Source organism: Aeromonas sp. R4-2 (genome assembly GCF_040908295.1).
Lineage (GTDB): Bacteria > Pseudomonadota > Gammaproteobacteria > Enterobacterales > Aeromonadaceae > Aeromonas > Aeromonas veronii.
Window position 1 is genome coordinate 13,902 of the sequence record NZ_JBFODL010000017.1, and the last position, 18,050, is coordinate 31,951.

The 18,050-nt window shown below is 56.9% G+C and carries 17 protein-coding genes; 2 read left to right on the forward strand and 15 right to left on the reverse strand.

What is annotated here, in order from left to right:
* Positions 1-44: 44 nt before the first annotated feature.
* The 15 genes from glmU to mioC form a co-directional block, all read right to left on the reverse strand.
* Positions 45-1,406 (reverse strand): bifunctional UDP-N-acetylglucosamine diphosphorylase/glucosamine-1-phosphate N-acetyltransferase GlmU, encoded by a 1,362-nt coding sequence (glmU, locus tag AB5Y99_RS15960; RefSeq protein WP_368210126.1) that lies wholly within the window; start codon positions 1,404-1,406, stop codon positions 45-47.
* Between the two features lie 94 nt (positions 1,407-1,500).
* Positions 1,501-1,929 carry a F0F1 ATP synthase subunit epsilon gene (locus AB5Y99_RS15965; RefSeq protein WP_005339345.1) on the reverse strand — a complete coding sequence of 143 codons (429 nt, stop codon included), beginning with the start codon at positions 1,927-1,929 and terminating at the stop codon, positions 1,501-1,503.
* Positions 1,930-1,947: 18 nt separating this feature from the next.
* Positions 1,948-3,336 carry a F0F1 ATP synthase subunit beta gene (gene atpD, locus AB5Y99_RS15970; RefSeq protein ID WP_005339344.1) on the reverse strand — a complete coding sequence of 463 codons (1,389 nt, stop codon included), beginning with the start codon at positions 3,334-3,336 and terminating at the stop codon, positions 1,948-1,950.
* A 33-nt stretch (positions 3,337-3,369) separates the two neighbouring features.
* A complete protein-coding gene (atpG, locus tag AB5Y99_RS15975; RefSeq protein ID WP_005339343.1) occupies positions 3,370-4,236 on the reverse strand; it encodes a F0F1 ATP synthase subunit gamma in 867 nt (288 codons plus the stop codon).
* A gap of 43 nt (positions 4,237-4,279) precedes the next feature.
* Entirely contained in the window at positions 4,280-5,821 is a 1,542-nt protein-coding gene (atpA, locus tag AB5Y99_RS15980) for a F0F1 ATP synthase subunit alpha (protein ID WP_005339342.1), read from the reverse strand.
* A gap of 15 nt (positions 5,822-5,836) precedes the next feature.
* Positions 5,837-6,370, reverse strand: coding sequence for a F0F1 ATP synthase subunit delta (gene atpH, locus AB5Y99_RS15985; protein WP_005339341.1), 534 nt, complete (start codon positions 6,368-6,370; stop codon positions 5,837-5,839).
* Between the two features lie 13 nt (positions 6,371-6,383).
* The gene (gene atpF / locus AB5Y99_RS15990) at positions 6,384-6,854 is read right to left on the reverse strand and encodes a F0F1 ATP synthase subunit B (protein ID WP_005339336.1); all 471 of its coding nucleotides are present in this window, start codon (positions 6,852-6,854) and stop codon (positions 6,384-6,386) included.
* 54 nt (positions 6,855-6,908) lie between these two features.
* Positions 6,909-7,151, reverse strand: coding sequence for a F0F1 ATP synthase subunit C (gene atpE / locus AB5Y99_RS15995; protein ID WP_005307205.1), 243 nt, complete (start codon positions 7,149-7,151; stop codon positions 6,909-6,911).
* A gap of 58 nt (positions 7,152-7,209) precedes the next feature.
* Complete coding sequence (gene atpB, locus AB5Y99_RS16000) at positions 7,210-7,992, reverse strand: F0F1 ATP synthase subunit A (RefSeq protein ID WP_005339335.1); 783 nt, start codon at positions 7,990-7,992, stop codon at positions 7,210-7,212.
* Positions 7,993-8,000: 8 nt separating this feature from the next.
* Positions 8,001-8,411 carry an ATP synthase subunit I gene (locus tag AB5Y99_RS16005; protein WP_019445506.1) on the reverse strand — a complete coding sequence of 137 codons (411 nt, stop codon included), beginning with the start codon at positions 8,409-8,411 and terminating at the stop codon, positions 8,001-8,003.
* Between the two features lie 190 nt (positions 8,412-8,601).
* Positions 8,602-9,510: a ParB/RepB/Spo0J family partition protein gene (locus AB5Y99_RS16010; RefSeq protein WP_219265266.1), complete on the reverse strand. Its 909-nt coding sequence runs from the start codon at positions 9,508-9,510 to the stop codon at positions 8,602-8,604.
* On the reverse strand, positions 9,507-10,310 hold the full coding sequence (locus tag AB5Y99_RS16015; protein WP_005357226.1) for a ParA family protein: 804 nt from the start codon (positions 10,308-10,310) through the stop codon (positions 9,507-9,509). Before AB5Y99_RS16015 ends, AB5Y99_RS16010 begins: the two co-directional genes overlap by 4 nt.
* Positions 10,311-10,336: 26 nt before the next feature.
* Positions 10,337-10,963 (reverse strand): 16S rRNA (guanine(527)-N(7))-methyltransferase RsmG, encoded by a 627-nt coding sequence (gene rsmG / locus AB5Y99_RS16020; protein WP_041202839.1) that lies wholly within the window; start codon positions 10,961-10,963, stop codon positions 10,337-10,339.
* Between the two features lie 8 nt (positions 10,964-10,971).
* Complete coding sequence (gene mnmG, locus AB5Y99_RS16025; RefSeq protein WP_058056584.1) at positions 10,972-12,861, reverse strand: tRNA uridine-5-carboxymethylaminomethyl(34) synthesis enzyme MnmG; 1,890 nt, start codon at positions 12,859-12,861, stop codon at positions 10,972-10,974.
* A gap of 508 nt (positions 12,862-13,369) precedes the next feature.
* Entirely contained in the window at positions 13,370-13,819 is a 450-nt protein-coding gene (gene mioC, locus AB5Y99_RS16030) for an FMN-binding protein MioC (RefSeq protein ID WP_216947644.1), read from the reverse strand.
* A gap of 396 nt (positions 13,820-14,215) precedes the next feature.
* On the opposite strand from mioC, the gene AB5Y99_RS16035 reads away from it, so the two are divergent.
* Both AB5Y99_RS16035 and AB5Y99_RS16040 read left to right on the forward strand, forming a co-directional pair.
* A complete protein-coding gene (locus AB5Y99_RS16035) occupies positions 14,216-16,312 on the forward strand; it encodes a TonB-dependent siderophore receptor (RefSeq protein WP_368210127.1) in 2,097 nt (698 codons plus the stop codon).
* A 79-nt stretch (positions 16,313-16,391) separates the two neighbouring features.
* Positions 16,392-18,038, forward strand: coding sequence for a multidrug ABC transporter permease/ATP-binding protein (locus AB5Y99_RS16040; RefSeq protein WP_368210130.1), 1,647 nt, complete (start codon positions 16,392-16,394; stop codon positions 18,036-18,038).
* Positions 18,039-18,050 lie beyond the last annotated feature (12 nt).

The following is an 18,050-nucleotide window of genomic DNA, read 5'->3' on the forward strand; positions in this document are numbered from 1 at the left end:
AAACCGGCGCCATCAGGCGCCGGTTCTATTTTATTGATCGGGCATCACTTCTTCTTGACCGGACGAGCCCAGTTTTTAATGTGACGCTGGGGCACCCGGGTGATCACCAGCTCGTTCTCGGCCACATCCTTGGTGATGGTAGAACCCGCCCCCAGAGTCGCCCCCTTGCCGATACGAACAGGCGCTACCAGCTGGGTATCAGAACCGACGAATACATCATCCTCGATGATAGTCTGGAATTTGTTGACCCCGTCGTAGTTGCAGGTGATGGTACCGGCACCGATATTCACCCCAGCTCCGATCTCGGCATCACCCAGATAGGTCAAATGACCGCACTTGGAACCGACACCAAGACGGGCCTTCTTCATCTCGACGAAGTTGCCGACGTGGGCATCCTGCTCCAGCACGGCACCCGGGCGCAGACGGGCAAACGGGCCGACCGAGCACTGATCCGCCACCTGAGCCCCTTCAACGATGGAGTAGGGCTTCACTTCGGTGTGATCGCCAATGACGCAATCCTTCAGCACGGCACCGGCACCGATACGGACGTGGTTACCGAGGGTTACCTTGCCTTCGATGATGACGTTGACGTCGATCACCACCTCTTCACCAATCTCGAGGGTTCCGCGCAGATCGAAGCGGGCCGGATCAATCAGTGTGGCTCCGGCGATCATCAGCTTCTCGGCCTGCATCTGCTGGTAACTGCGCTCAAGGGCAGCCAGCTGGACCCGGTTGTTGGCCCCTTCCACCTCGGCGGCGCGCTCCGGATGGACCGCAGCAATCGGGCAGCCATCGGCGTGCGCCATGGCGATCACGTCGGTCAGGTAGAACTCACCCTGGGCATTTTTGTTGTCCAAGCGGGAGAGCCAGCTGCGCAGTTGACCGCCGTTGGCCACCAGCACGCCGGTGTTCACCTCACGAATAGCCAGCTGTTCGGCATTAGCATCCTTCTGCTCGACGATGCCGACCACCTGACCGTTTTCACGGACGATACGGCCATAACCGGTGGGGTTGTCGAGCACCACAGTCAGCAGTGCCATCCCGTTTTCAGCCTTGGCAGCCAGCAGTCGCTGCAGGGTCTCTGGCTGGATCAGCGGGGTATCGCCGTAGAGCACCAGCACATCGTCTTCATCCTTCCAGAACGGGATGGCCTGGGCGACGGCATGACCGGTCCCCAGCTGCTGCGCCTGCAGCACCCAGTTCACATCGGCCGCCACGATCCGCTCTTTCAGCAGCTCGGCACCGTGGCCATAAACCAGATGCAGCTGCTCGGCACCGACCTGACGGGCAGTATCGATCACATGGGAAACCATGGGTTTGTTGGCTACCGGGTGGAGTACCTTGGGCAGGGAAGAGCGCATGCGGGTACCTTTACCCGCCGCCAGGATCACGACGTTGAGGGACATAAATTGACCTTTGGAACATGAGGAAATACTCGGCGGAGTCTATCCAACGGGTAAAAAAAAAGCGACCCGAAGGTCGCTTTTTACATCACCGTTATTAGCGGTAATTCTTTTTGACGATATCGATGACTCGCAGTTGAGCCATCGCCTTGGCCAGCTCGGTGGCGGCCTGGGCGTAGTCGATATCACCATGGGAGCTGTGGATCCGCTCTTCGGCTGCGCGCTTGGCTTCCTGGGCTTTCGCCTCATCCAAGTCGTCAGCACGAATCGCGGTGTCCGCCAGCACGGTCACGGATTCAGGTTGTACTTCCAGCATACCGCCGGAGATGTACAGCACCTCTTCAGTTCCGTTCTGCTTCACCAAGCGGACCAAGCCCGGCTTGATGGCAGTCAGCAACGGAGCATGACCGTGGCGGAGACCCAACTCACCTTCGGAGCCTGATACCTGAGCGGATTGCACGCGACCGGAAAACAGTTTTCCTTCGGCGCTCACCACGTCCAGGTGAAAGGAGATCATCTCTGCCATGGGCCCTCCTGTCGAGGCTTACAGTTTCTTGGATTTCTCGACGACTTCGTCGATACCGCCAACCATGTAGAACGCCTGCTCGGGCAGATCGTCATACTCGCCTTTCAGGATGCCCTGGAAACCACGGATGGTCTCTTTCAGCGGCACGTATTTACCCGGAGAACCGGTAAACACTTCTGCTACGAAGAACGGCTGGGACAGGAAACGCTCGATCTTACGGGCACGGGCTACGGTCAGTTTGTCTTCTTCTGACAGTTCATCCATACCCAGGATGGCGATGATGTCCTTCAGCTCTTTGTAGCGCTGCAGTACGGTCTGAACGCCACGAGCGGTCTCGTAGTGTTCTTTGCCAACCACCAGCGGATCCAGCTGACGAGAGGTAGAGTCCAGCGGGTCAACGGCCGGGTAGATACCCAGTGCCGCGATTTGACGGGACAGTACGACGGTCGCATCCAGGTGGGCGAAGGTGGTCGCCGGAGACGGGTCAGTCAAGTCATCCGCAGGCACGTAAACGGCCTGTACGGAGGTGATGGAACCGGTCTTGGTGGAGGTGATACGTTCTTGCAGAACACCCATCTCCTCGGCCAGGGTCGGCTGGTAACCTACTGCGGAAGGCATACGGCCCAGCAGTGCGGATACTTCAGTACCGGCCAGGGTGTAACGGTAGATGTTGTCCACGAAGAACAGCACGTCACGACCCTCGTCACGGAACTTCTCGGCCATGGTCAGGCCGGTCAGCGCAACGCGCAGACGGTTTCCGGGCGGCTCGTTCATCTGACCGTAAACCAGAGATACTTTGTCCAGTACGTTGGACTCCATCATCTCGTGGTAGAAGTCGTTACCCTCACGGGTACGCTCACCTACACCGGCGAACACAGAGTAACCACTGTGCTCGATCGCGATGTTACGGATCAGCTCCATCATGTTTACGGTTTTGCCTACACCGGCACCACCGAACAGACCAACCTTACCACCCTTGGCGAACGGGCATACCAGGTCGATAACCTTGATGCCGGTCTCCAGCAGATCGTTGCTGTTGGACTGATCTTCGTAGCTGGGGGCAGCGCGGTGGATAGACCAGCACTCTTCTTCACCGATCGGACCTTTTTCGTCGATTGGCTCACCCAGTACGTTCATGATCCGACCCAGAGTCGCAGTACCGACCGGAACCTGGATGGATTTACCGCTATTCACTACTTCCAACCCACGACGCAGACCGTCGGAGGAGCCCATGGTGATGCAACGAACGACGCCGCCACCGATCTGTTGCTGAACTTCCAGCACCAGACCCTGGCCTTGACCTTCGCTAACGACCTTCAGTGCATCGTACACCTGGGGCACGGCATTCTGCGGGAACTCGATGTCCACCACAGCGCCGATGATTTGGACGATGAAACCGTTACTCATGTCAAATCCTCTAAACCTTTGATAACCCTTGCCTTACACCGCAGCAGCACCGGATACGATCTCTGTCAGCTCCTGGGTAATACTGGCCTGACGGGCCTTGTTGTATACCAGTTGCAGATCGTTAATCAGGTTACCGGCGTTGTCAGTCGCGGCTTGCATGGCAACCATTCGGGCTGCCTGTTCACTTGCCAAGTTTTCCACTACACCCTGGTAAACCTGAGATTCGACGTAGCGAACCAGCAGGGTATCCAGCAGCTTCTTGGGATCCGGCTCATAGAGGTAATCCCAGTGGTGTTTCTTGGCGAGCTTGCTGTCTTCAGTTACGGGCAAAGGCAGCAGTTGATCGACCCGTGGTTGCTGCACCATGGTGTTGACGAACTTGTTGTACACCAGATACAGCTTGTCAATCTCACCGTTGTCGTAAGCCTTCAGCATGACCTTGACTGAACCAATCAGGTCATTGACGCTCGGACTATCGCCCAGTCCTGCGACATGAGCTTTAACCTTGGCGCCGTGCCGTTCAAAGAAGTTGGAGGCCTTGTTACCGATCAGTGCCAGGTCAACCTTGGCACCTTTCGCGCTCCATTGCTTCATATCATTGAGGGCAGCCTTGAACAGGTTGATGTTCAGACCACCACACAGGCCACGGTCGGTGGAGACGACGATGTAACCCACTCGCTTGACCTCACGTTCGATGAGGTAGGGGTGCTTGTATTCCAAGTTCCCCTGAGCGATATGGCCGATCACCTTGCGCATGGTTTCAGCGTACGGACGGCTGGCAGACATGCGTTCCTGCGCACGGCGCATTTTGCTTGCTGCCACCATTTCCATAGCGCCGGTGATCTTCTGAGTGTTTTTCACACTCCCGATCTTGTTACGTATCTCTTTTGCGCCGGCCATCTCTTACTCTCCATCAAGTGGCAGCTCACGCTGCCACACACGCTTACCAGGTCTGGGTTGCTTTGAAGCTATCCAGCAACGCAGTCAGCTTGCCAACGATCGCGTCGTTGTAGTCGGCTTTGGCATTGATTTCAGCCATCAGCTCGGCATGCTGGGTATTGGCGTAAGAGAGCAGAGCGGCTTCGAAGTCGACGATCTTGTTCAGCTCGACATCGGAGAGATAGCCTTTCTCGGCGGCGAACAGCACCAGAGACTGGTGAGCCACGCTCAGCGGAGAGTACTGCTTCTGCTTCATCAGCTCGGTCACTTTCACACCGTGATCCAGCTGCTTGCGAGTCGCTTCGTCCAGATCGGAAGAGAACTGGGCGAATGCCGCCAGTTCGCGATACTGGGCCAGCGCGGTACGGATACCACCGGACAGCTTCTTGACGATCTTGGTCTGAGCAGCACCACCTACACGGGATACGGAGATACCCGGGTCAACCGCCGGACGAATACCGGAGTTGAACAGCTGTGAAGTCAGGAAGATCTGACCATCGGTGATGGAGATCACGTTGGTCGGAACGAACGCAGATACGTCACCCGCCTGGGTTTCGATGATCGGCAGCGCGGTCAGAGAGCCGGTCTTGCCTTTCACTTCACCCTTGGTGAACTTCTCTACGTACTCGGCGTTAACGCGAGCAGCACGCTCCAGCAGACGGGAGTGCAGATAGAAAACGTCACCCGGGTAAGCTTCACGTCCTGGCGGACGGCGCAGCAGCAGGGAGATCTGGCGATAAGCTACGGCCTGCTTGGACAGGTCATCATAGATGATCAGCGCGTCTTCACCGCGGTCACGGAAGTACTCACCCATGGAGCAACCGGCATACGGAGCCAGGTACTGCAGAGCAGCCGCTTCGGAGGCAGAGGCAACAACCACGATGGTGTTGGCCAGGGCGCCGTGCTCTTCCAGCTTGCGCACCACGTTGGCGATGGTGGAGGCCTTCTGGCCAATCGCAACGTAGACACACTTAATGCCGGAATCTTTCTGGTTGATGATGGTGTCGATCGCGATGGCGGTCTTACCAACCTGACGGTCACCGATGATCAGCTCACGCTGGCCACGACCAATAGGGATCATGGCATCGATGGCTTTCAGACCGGTCTGGACCGGCTGGTCAACAGACTTACGCTCGATAACGCCTGGTGCGATCACTTCGATCGGCGAGAAGCCGTCGTTGTCGATCGGACCTTTACCGTCGATCGGCTGACCCAGGGTGTTCAACACCCGGCCCAACAGACCACGACCTACCGGCACTTCCAGAATGCGGCCAGTACCTTTTACTTTCATTCCTTCTGACAGACCGTCATAGGAACCCATAATCACCGCACCGACGGAGTCACGCTCCAGGTTCAATGCCAGAGCGTAGCGGTTGCCCGGCAGCTCGATCATCTCACCCTGCATGGCATCAGCCAGGCCGTGAATACGAATGATACCGTCGCTCACAGAGACGATAGTACCTTCGTTACGCGCTTCGCTCTTTACATCAAACTGCGCAATGCGCTGCTTGATCAGCTCGGCGATTTCAGTGGAATTCAGTTGCATGCTCTAATACCCCAATCAAGATTGCAGCGCGTCAGCCATGCGATCCAGCTTACCGCGGACTGTGCCGTCGATTACCAGATCACCGGCCTTGATGAGCACCCCGGCCATCAAGGACGCATCGATGCTGCAATTCAGCTTCACTTTGCGCGCGAGACGTTGTTCCAGAGAAGCCTGAATATTGGCTTTCTGCTGGTCGGTCAGTTCGATCGCCGAAATCACGTCAGCCTGAACCTCTTTATCCAGTTCAGCTTTGAACGCTACAAATTCAGCAACGACCGCCGGCAGCACACCCAAGCGACCATTCTCGGCCATCACCCGGATCAGGTTCTGGCCATGCACGTCGAGTTGCTCACCGCAGACACCGACAAACAGCGTTGCCAGCTCTTCGGCGGCCACAGAGCCGTTTACCAGGTTGTGCATGGTCTCGTTTTCCACTACTTGCGCAGCAAAACCGAGCATACCCAGCCACTGGTCAACCGCCTTGTGCTCAACGGCAAACTCGAAAGCAGCCTTGGCGTAGGGGCGAGCGATTGTAGTCAGTTCAGACATAGCCCCGTTCCCGTTACAGTTCTGCTACCAGTTTGTCGACGATGTCGCTGTTGGCAGCCTGGTCGATTTGACGCGCCAGGATCTTCTCTGCACCAGCAATGGCAAGAGCAGCAACCTGCTTACGCAGTTCTTCTTTGGCACGATGACGTTCAGCTTCGATCTCGGCACGGCCCTGAGCCAGGATTTTTTCCCGCTCAGACTGGGCACCAGCGGCAGCTTCATCAATGATCTGGGCTTTACGTTTGTTAGCCTGTTCAATGATTTCAGCAGCCTGCAGCTTGGCTTCTTTCAGCTGATCGGTGGCGTTGGCCTTGGCCAAATCCAGATCTTTCTTGGCACGTTCGGCAGAAGAGAGACCGTCAGCAATAGCTTTCTGACGGGCTTCGATGGCAGCAATCAGCGGCGGCCATACGTACTTCATGCAAAACACTACGAAGAAGAAAAAAGCAATTGCTTGGCCGAGGAGGGTGGCATTGATATTCACAGCCGATGTCCTCTTAAGTTAGTTAATGGGTTATGCCTGGAGAGTCGTAACGACTTAGCCAGCAACCGCAAACATCACGTACAGACCCAGACCAACGGCGATCATCGGGATCGCATCCACCAGACCCATTACGATGAAGAACTGGGTACGCAGAACAGGGATCAGATCCGGTTGACGAGCAGCACCTTCCAGGAACTTGCCACCCAGGATACCGATACCGATGGAAGCGCCGATAGCAGCCAGACCCATCATCATTGCAGCAGCGATGTACAGCAGGTCCATGTTCAAGTTTTCCATGAGGATCTCCAGTTATTTAGATGTAATTGATTGTATAAAAAGGATTATTTGAGTTGCATCAACCATGGTCTTCCTGCGCCATCGACAGATAGACGATGGTCAGAACCATGAAAATGAATGCCTGCAAAGTGATGATCAGGATGTGGAAAATTGCCCAAGGCACGGACAGGATCCACTGTGACCACCAGGGTAACAAACCAGCAATCAGGATAAAGATCAGTTCGCCAGCATACATGTTGCCGAACAGTCGAAGACCCAGAGAAACAGGTTTGGAAATCAGCGTAACAGTTTCCAGGATGAGGTTAACCGGGATGGCCGCCGGGTGGTTGAAAGGCTGAAGCGTCAGCTCCTTCACAAACCCGCCGATACCCTTGACCTTGATGCTGTAATACAGGATCAAGAAGAACACGCCCAAAGCCATGGACATGGTGATGTTAACGTCAGCAGAGGGAACCACACGCAGATAGGGAATACCCATCAATTGTGCAGCGTGAGGGATAAAGTCAACGGGGATCAGATCCATGAAGTTCATCAGGAAGATCCACACAAACACCGTCAGCCCCAAAGGTGCGATGACCTTGTTACGACCGTGAAAGATGTCTTTGACGTTACCATTCACAAACTCGACCAGCATCTCCACAAAGCACTGCAGCTTACCCGGCACCCCGCTGGTAGCGTTAACGGCTACTTTGCGGAACAGCAGGATAAACAGGGCGCCTAGCACGACGGAAAATACCATTGAGTCGATATTGACCGTCCAGAACCCGGACCCGACTTGAAGGTGGGTCAGGTGGTGGGAGATATATCCCTGAGGAGTCAGGACTTCTCCGGTTGCAGACATGAGTTTTCCTAATAGTGGTTGTTAAGCGTGAATGAAACCATCCACTGTACAACGAGGGCGAGGATATAAGTGGCGAAAAACGAGACGGTAACGACCTCGACTCCCGCACCAAACATCAGGGCGAATAGACCTGTTGTAGAAATGAGCTTAATCCCTGCCCCACCATAAAAGTCCCGCAAAACCAGGCCCACACTCTCGGTTGTCACCTTGCGGCGCAGCACCCAGACAGTAAACAAGGCTTGAGGAACCCAGTACATCCCCCCTCCGTAGAGGGCGGAATAACCGGCGCTGGCACCAGTCAGGTAAAACCAGACGGCACTCATCGCCAGGATCAGGATGAGCTGACAAACGAGCATAACCAAGGCCAGTGTCAAACCTTCCAAGGCTATTTTCTGCTTCACCAACCTACCCCTGAACATTACAGAACTGTAAAAAATCGGGATCCGAAGACCCCATGTTAACAGCTCTTAAAGCCGGTCAAATTATACCCTTGAGGGCAGCTATTGCAATATGACAAAAATCCTTAATTTTTGCGGCTTTCCGCGGCAAATCAGGGTTATGGTCATATCAAAAGGAATGGATGTTTTATTACTACAAAAAGCGTAAAAATCACGATTCCGACACGCCAAAATAGCCCAATATACGGTCCAAATCGGACAAATTCTCGTAACTTATTACTAACTTCCCGCTATCCCGCTTGCCAGGCTGAAGTTGCACCTGATTGCCAATTTTTTCTGCCAGTTGGCGCTCCAGGTAGCCGATCTGCGGATCACGGGCCGGTTCGACCCTGGCTTTTGCCGGTTCGAGCGCTTTTTGCACCAGCTTCTCGGTATCGCGTACGGTCAGCCCTTTCTGGGCAACCAGCTTGGCCAGTTCAGACTGGGCCTGGCCGCTCAGAGCCAGCAGGGCACGGGCATGGCCCATGTCGAGGTCGCCATGCTCGACGAAACGCTTCACATCGTCGTTGAGCTGGTTGAGACGCAACAGGTTGGTCACCGTGGTGCGGGACTTGCCCACCGCCTCGGCCACCTGCTGGTGGGTGAGTTCAAATTCGGTCAGCAGTCTTTGTAAAGCGACCGCCTCTTCGATGGCATTGAGGTCTTCCCGCTGAATATTCTCAATCAGCGCGATGGCGACGGCAGCCTCGTCGGGTACATCCTTGACGATGCAGGGTACCACCTCGAGCCGCGCCAGCTGGGACGCGCGCCAGCGCCGTTCACCGGCGATGATTTCGAAGGATTTTTCGCCGAGAGGGCGTACCACGATGGGCTGGATCACCCCCTGGGCGCGGATGGAGTTGGCAAGCTCTTCCAGTGCATCCTGGGACATGTCCTTGCGGGGCTGGTACTTGCCGGACTGCAACCACTCCACCGGCAGCTTGCGCAGCTCGCCCTGATTGGTGGGGGCCATGGCCTCTTCAGTACGTTGATCGCTCATCACCTGTTTCTGGCGGGCAGCCGTGCTGGTACTGAGCAGGGCATCCAGCCCCTTGCCCAGTCCACGTTTTTTCGGAGTCATATGCTCTCTCGGTCTGCGATGGTCGCCTGACGTTCCTGCTCCTGGCGGCGCAGGATCTCGCCAGCCAGTGCCAGGTAGGCCTTGGCGCCCACCGATGATTTGTCATAGTGCATGGCCGGAGCACCGAAACTCGGGGCCTCCGCCAGTCTAACGTTGCGGGGAATGATGGTGCGGTAGACTTTGTCGCCAAAGTGCTGTTTTAGCTGATCGGACACATCATTGGCCAACCGGTTGCGGTGATCGAACATGGTGCGCAGCACCCCTTCGATCTTGAGCTCCGGATTGACCACGGCGGCCAGCTTGCTGATGGTGTCGACCAGGGCGGTGAGCCCCTCCAGCGCGTAATATTCGCACTGCATGGGCACCAGCACGGAGTCGGCAGCAGCCATGGCGTTCACGGTCAGCATGTTGAGAGAGGGCGGGCAGTCGATGAAGACGTAGTCGTATTTGTCCCGCACCGAGGCCAGCGCATTGCGCAGGCGGATTTCGCGGGCGAAAAATTCCATCAGACGGATTTCGGCCGCGGTCACGTCGGCGTTGGCGGCGATCAGGTGATAGCCCCCGGTGGTTTCGGGGATGATCACTTCGCTGATGGGGGCATCCTCGATCAGCAGCTCATAGGCGGTGCGCTCGACGTCATACTTGTCGACACCGCTGCCCATGGTGGCATTGCCCTGCGGATCCAGATCGATCACCAGCACCTTGCGCCGGGTGGCAGCCATGGAGGCGGCCAGATTCACACAGGTGGTGGTTTTACCCACTCCACCCTTCTGGTTGGCTATGGCGATGACTTTTCCCACACGATCCCCTAAATGAAACTGCGACCCTATTCGGGCTGGATATGTTTGAATTCCAGCAGATGACGTTCGCCTTCCAGCTCCGGCACCCGCAACTCATGACAGGCTACCAGACGGATATTGGCAGGCAACTGGGCCAGCTCCTGCTCGGGATATTGTCCCTTGAGTGCCAGGAAGCAGCCCTGTTCTGACGGCAGGTGGTGACACCAGCTCAGCATGTCCTCCAGCGAGGCAAATGCCCGACTCAGTACACCATCAAATCCCACCTCGGGTTGATACTCTTCAACCCGGGATTTGACCGGCGTCACATTGGTCAGACCCAGCTCCTGGATCACCTGACGAATGAAGTTGATCCGCTTGCCCAGACTGTCGAGCAGGACGAACTGCTTGTCCGGATTGATGATCGCCAGCGGCAATCCCGGCAGGCCGGGACCTGTCCCCACATCGATGAAGCGCTCACCGTGCAAGTGGGGGCTTACCACCAGGCTATCGAGGATATGCTTGACCAGCATGGCGTCCGGATCTCGCACCGAGGTGAGATTGTAAGCCTTGTTCCACTTGTGCAGCAACTCGACCAACTGCACCAGTTGGCTCTTTTGGGTATCGGTGATAACAATTCCGGCCTGCATGAGCAGGCCGTTCAATCTTTCCAACATGGGATTCCTCAGGCGGTTTTACGCAGCAGGCCGTGTTTTTTCAGGTGAACCAGCAGGATGGAGATGGCCGCCGGGGTGATGCCGGAGATGCGGGAAGCCTGACCAATGGTCTGCGGCTTGGCATCGTTCAGCTTGGCTTTCACCTCGTTGGAGAGGCCGTTCACCTCGCGATAGTCCAGATCCAGCGGCAGCAGGGTGTTCTCGTTGCGCAGCTGCTTTTCCACTTCATCGTGCTGACGCTCGATGTAACCGGCGTACTTGATCTGGATCTCAACCTGTTCGGCCGCGGCAGGATCAGTCACGGAAGGGCCGACACCTTCGATGGCCATCAGCGCATCATAGGTCACCTCGGGGCGACGCAGCAGCTCTTCCAGACTCTGTTCGCGGGTCAGCGGGGTGTTGACCAACGCGTTGACCGCTTCCAGTGACGGATGTTGCGGGTGGATCCAGGTTGAACGCATGCGCTGACGCTCCAGCTCGACCTGTTCCATCTTGGCGTTGAACTTGCTCCAGCGCTCGTCATCCACCAAACCCAGCTCGCGACCGATGGCGGTCAGACGAATATCGGCGTTGTCTTCCCGCAGCAGCAGGCGATATTCGGCGCGGCTGGTGAACATGCGGTAAGGCTCGCGGGTCCCCAGGGTGGAGAGATCGTCCATCATCACGCCCATGTAGGCCTGATCCCGACGAGGATTCCAGGGATCCTTGTCCTGGGCACGCAGGGCCGCGTTCAGGCCGGCCATCAGGCCTTGTGCTGCCGCCTCTTCGTAACCGGTCGTGCCGTTGATCTGGCCAGCGAAGAACAGGTTTGGAATGCACTTGCTCTCCATGTTGGCTTTTAGATCCCGCGGATCGAAGAAATCATATTCGATGGCATAGCCCGGACGGGTGATGTGGGCGTTCTCGAAGCCGCGCACGGAACGGACTATCTGCACCTGCACGTCAAACGGCAGGCTGGTGGAGATCCCGTTCGGATAGAGTTCGTGGGTGGTAAGGCCTTCCGGCTCGACGAAGATCTGGTGCGCCGTCTTGTCGGCGAAACGGGTGATCTTGTCCTCGATCGACGGGCAGTAGCGCGGGCCGATCCCCTCGATCACCCCGGCGTACATGGGGCTGCGATCCAGGTTATTGCGGATCACCTCGTGGGTACGCTCGTTGGTGTGGGTGACGTAGCAGGGCACCTGACGGGGATGCTGGCTGGCATCGCCGATAAACGAGAAGACGGGGCGCGGATCGTCGCCGTGCTGTTCCTGCATGACGGAGAAATCGACGCTGCGGGCATCGATGCGCGGCGGCGTACCGGTCTTGAGACGATCGATGCGCAGCGGCAGTTCACGCAGGCGTTGGGCTAGGGCGATCGAGGGAGGATCCCCGGCACGGCCGCCCTTGTAGTTTTCCATCCCGATATGGATCAAACCATTCAGGAAGGTACCGACCGTCAGCACCACTGTCTTGCCGCTGATGCGGATCCCGCTCTGGGTGACCACACCGGCAACACGATCCCCGTCCATGATCAGATCGTCACAGGCCTGCTGGAAGATCTTCAGGTTCGGGTAGTTCTCCAGCATCTGGCGAACGACGGCCTTGTAGAGCAGGCGATCCGCCTGGGCACGAGTGGCTCGCACTGCCGGGCCCTTGGATGAGTTGAGGGTGCGGAACTGGATCCCGCCAAGATCGATGGCACGCGCCATGATCCCGCCAAGAGCGTCAACTTCCCTGACCAGGTGTCCCTTGCCGATCCCGCCGATCGCCGGATTACAGGACATGTGTCCCAGCGTATCGATATTGTGGGTCAGCAACAGGGTGTTCATGCCCATACGGGCTGCCGCTGTTGCTGCTTCGGTTCCGGCATGACCGCCACCGACGACGATCACATCAAATTGTTCATGGTATTGCATTGGGATCACCTTGATCTGCACGCCTGAAGATCTTTATTTGCCTGGGCTAAAGGGCGGAACATTCTATCTGTTTCGCGTCCTGAGGGGAACGTCTACTTAACGTTCAGTATGAAGGGAGGATCCACTAATTAGATCTTAAGGATCTTTAGATCGATCTTTTACTGGATCTCTTATTAGGATCCACCCTTTCTGTTGATAAGCACTTTTTGATCATAAAGATCATTAATTTAAGGACGATCCTAGCTTGTGGAAAAGCTTGGATCCTGGCCCAGTGAACGAGGGGATAACCAGGACTTTTATACACAGAGGTCTGTCGGTCTGGATCTAATACATGGATAACTATAGGTTTTGCAGAGCTTTACACCGTAGTTATGCACATTACCCCTGGGCGTTGTGGGTAACCTTGTAGAACAACTCCCCCGGATCAATCTGTTAATAACATGGTGGATAGTCGATCTGGGGATAAGTGGGGAGATCAAGCTTTTTTTCAGGATCTCCCGTACGCTGATCAGGCGATCATCGTCATCCAGTCGCGGATCCACACTTCTGCGGCATCTTCGGGGATCTCGTGTTGGGTCACATCGATGTCGAGCCGCTCGCCGATCCGGCTGGCTCCGCACTCGGCCAGCAGCCGATCCAGCGTCTTGCCACCCTGGCAAAAGGTGTCATAACTGCTGTCACCAAGGGCGATAACGCCATATTTCAATGAATTAAGATCCGGATGCAGCTCGGCAAGATCCTTGGCGAAGGGTTGCAGGTTGTCGGGCACATCCCCGGCACCATGGGTGGAAGTGACCACCAGCAGGATGGATCCCGCATCATCCAGTACCTCTGCCAGCTTGGCCGGGTTGTGGATCCGGGTCTGGTGGCCAGCCTGTTCCAGCAGGTTGGCGACGTGGTCTGCGACATATTCGGCGGCGCCCAGCATGGAGCCGACGACGAGATTGAGTTTGGCCATGGAATGGATCCTGATTTCAGACAAAGAAACGGAAAGCCGGATTCTACCGCCAAAGGGTGTGGATAAATATGGATAAAGCTTGGGGATAATGGATCCAGTCAGATAATGCCGCCGGATCCATCCTGCCGATCTTTTTTCTGCTTCTTTATATTCCTCTTCATTTTCTTCTCCGTTCATGGCTCTCCTGATGACGCCCATCCCCCGCGAAATCCTGCCAACGATGCAGCTAGATAACAATGTAGATGCAAATGATTAGCAATTATTGAATCGATTCGATCACGGCTCCTGTAGTAGGATTGCGCTGCTTTATTCGCCCATGGAACAGGGTGATGTCGTGACAAACGACCACAAATAACAATTAAAACAACATAACTCATTGATAAACGAGACTTTAATATGATTGCGCAAAAATACACTACAGGACTCGGCAAGAAGGGAGCCTTCGGCGTGCTTTCGCTCTCCGGTTTGCTCGTCTCTCTGCCGCTGATGGCCGAACAAACCACCGCTGAGCTGCCCAAAGCCAGCGAAACCATGGTGGTGACAGGTACGGCCATGAAGGTGGAAGTGCCGATGGCCGAGACCCCTCGCGCCGTCTCCGTGGTTAATCGCGAGGAGCTGGATCAGCACGCCGTGTTGCAGCTTGATGAAGCGATTCGCTACCGTTCCGGCGTATTGACCGGCCTCTATGGCTCAGACAACAACACCGACTGGTTCAAGGTGCGTGGCTTCGATGCCGCCTCTTATCTGGATGGCAACCGCTTGTTTGGCACCGGCTACTACGTCTGGACGCCGGAACCGTTCGGTCTGGAGAGTGTGGAAGTGCTGAAGGGGCCAGCCTCGATCCTTTACGGTGAGGCGCCTCCGGGCGGGGTGATCAATGCCATCAGCAAGCGACCGACCGCCACGCCGCAAGGGCAGGTAGATCTGCAGCTTGGCAGCCGGGATCATCGTCAGGTCGGGGTGGACGTCTCTGATGCGCTCTCCGACAACAGCCGCTACCGCATGGTTGCTCTTTATAAAGAGCGTGATGGTGTGCTTACCGGTACTTACAACGATCGGGTTTATCTGGCGCCCAGCGTCACCTTCGATCTTTCGGATCGTACCAGCCTGACCCTGCTGGCCAGCTTCCTGCACGACGAAGGGGTCCCGACCAACGGCTTCTTCCCGGTCTATGGCACCCTGAATACGTCAGGTGGCCAGATTGATCCCTCCACCAACCTGAGCCAGCCGGATTACGATCGCAACCGCAATACCCAGATCTCCACCGGTTATGAGCTGGCCCACCAGCTCAACCAGACCTGGGAGTTCAAGCAGAACGTCCGCTTCAACTACAACGATCTGCTGCTGCGCCAGACCTATATCTTCCCGACCTATGAAGGCACAACCGCCAGTCGTGGTCTGGTTTACCGCGATGGCAATACCAAGAGTGCCACCATGGATAACCAGATGGTGGGTTACTGGAACACCGACAGCACCGAGCAGACCTTGCTGCTGGGGGTGGATCTGCAGCGTCACGTCAATGAAGGGGTCGAGGCCGACAACTACGGTATGGGCTCCATCAATACCATGAACCCGGATTACAGCGGCTTCCCCAGTTTTGACGAGTCGACCGCCACTCACCAGAAGAGCTCCAAGGGCCAGAGCGGCCTCTATGCCCAGCACCAGATCCGCTGGGACGATCGCTGGTTGTTGACTGGCGGTGGCCGTTTTGACTATGTGGAGACCCACAACACCAATACCAGCAAGGACGAGCGCCAGTACGATCACGAGCTCTCCCTCTCGGGCAGCCTGATGTATCTGGCTGACAACGGCCTCTCTCCCTACTTTGCCTATGCCGAGTCGTTCGAAGTGCTGCCGGGGATCGATCCCAACACCCGAAACTCCTACAAGCCGCTCAAGGGCAAGCTCTACGAGACCGGCGTGAAGTATGCGCCTGCCTTCCTCGACGGTTACATCAATCTGGCGTTGTTCGATCTGGCCCAGACCAACTCGCTGGTCTCTACCGGTTCCGGCCAGCAGACCCAGGCGGGTGAAGTGACCTCTCAGGGGATTGAGCTGGAAGGGAGCGTGCAGGTGACCGATGCGCTGCGTCTGACCGCTGCTTATACCTACACAGATGCCAAAACCAACGACACCGGCAGTGGCGATCGCCGTGCCAGCCTTATCCCGCGCCACCAGACCTCCTTCTGGGGTAACTACAAGGTGCAGCAAGGGGTGACTTCGGGTCTGGAGCTGGGTACCGGTGTACGTTATATCGGTTCCAGCGTGGGTATTGGCGCCGTGAATGCGGACTACACCCCCATCTACGGCTCTGCCGAGGTGCCAGCCCATACCGTTTGGGATGCGATGATCGGGTATGACTTTGCCAAGAATTGGCGTGCCCAGCTCAACGTCAACAACCTGCTGGGTGAAACCTACGTGGCCAGTTGTGACTACTACTGCTACTACGGTGAGCCGCGCAGCGTAGTGGGCAGCATCAACTACCGCTGGTAATCGAAGTCGGGCGGGAACCGGATTCCCGCCCTTCTTTTCACCCGCAGTTGTTCTGATCTCTCTGGAATACCGGTCCGTTATGGAACTCTTGTCTCTGGTTTATCGCCAATATCGTTGGCCCTTTATCGCCATTACCCTGCTCAGTCTGCTCAGTGCCGTCAGCGGGATTGGTGTCATTGCCTTTATCAATCAGTCTCTTATCGAATCTATAGGTGATCCGCTGCCGATCCTCGGTCAGCTGGTCGGCCTGATTGTGTTGCTGCTGGTGATCACGCTCGGATCTCAGCTGGCCCTGACCACCCTCGGTCACCATTTTGTCTACCGGTTGCGTGGCCGTCTGCTCAAGCAACTGCTGGATACCGATGTCGCCCGCATCCGCCAGATTGGTCAGGGGCCGCTGCTGGCCTCCCTCTCCAGCGATATCGGCCAGATCACCATCGCCTTCGTGCGCCTGCCTGAGCTGGTGCAGGGGCTGGTACTCACGCTGGGCTCTGCCCTTTACCTTGGCTGGCTCTCTCCTGCATTGCTCGGGGTGACTGCGCTCTGGGTCACCGTCACCATGGTGGTGGGCTGGTTGCTGGTGAACCGTGTTTATCGCCATTTCTCCCACATGCGTCAGGCCGAAGATCGGCTCTATCAGAACTATCAGGCCATCATTGCGGGCAGCAAGGAGCTGGCGCTCAACCGCGAGCGGGCTCATTTCGTTTACCACCAGCTCTATGAGCAGAATGCCCGTGACTACCGCCAGCAGATCATCCGCGCCGACACCTATCACCTGAGCGCGGTGAACTGGTCGAATATCATGATGCTGGGGGCCATCGGTCTGGTCTTCTTTCTGGCCAACGGCCTTGGCTGGGCCAACACCAATGTGGCCGCCACCTTCGCCCTGACCCTGCTGTTCCTGCGCACCCCGCTGTTGCAGGGGATTGGCGCCCTGCCGACCCTGCTTGCCGCTCAGGTGGCGTTCGACAAGATCGCCGCCCTCAATCTGGCCGAGCCGGATGCGGACTTCCCGCTGCCGCCCGCCATCCGCCCCTGGCAGCGTATCGAGCTGGAGCAGGTGAGCTTTCACTATCAGGGGGAGGGCGGTTTTGCCGTTGGCCCCATCGATCTGGTCATCGAAAAGGGGGAGCAGATCTTCATCATCGGTGGCAATGGCTCCGGCAAGTCGACCCTGGCCATGCTGCTGACCGGCCTCTACCAGCCGGTATCGGGCCGGATCCTGTTGGATGGTGAACCCGTCACCGATCGCAATGGCTATCTGGCGCTCTTCTCGGCCATCTTCACCGACTATCACCTGTTCCAGCATCTGCTGGGGCCGGAACCCAAGGATGAGCTGGTGGCCGAGTGGCTGGAGCGGTTGCAGATGGGCAGCAAGCTCACCATCGAGGATGGCTTTATCGCCGATATCGATCTCTCCCAAGGGCAGCGCAAGCGGGTCGCCCTGCTACTGGCGCTGGCCGAGCAGCGCGAGGTGATGCTGTTTGACGAGTGGGCTGCGGATCAGGATCCCCAGTTCCGTCGCATCTTCTATCAGGTGCTGCTGCCGCGCCTCAAGGAGATGGGCAAGACGGTGATTGCCATCAGTCACGATGATCACTACTTCCCGCTGGCCGATCGCCTGCTGGAAATGCGTCAGGGTCAGCTCACCGAACTGACCGGCGCGCGCCGCGCCGAAGTGAGCCGTGATGCGATCGCTCACCTGGATTGCGAGGTGCTGGCTTGATGCTGGCACCGA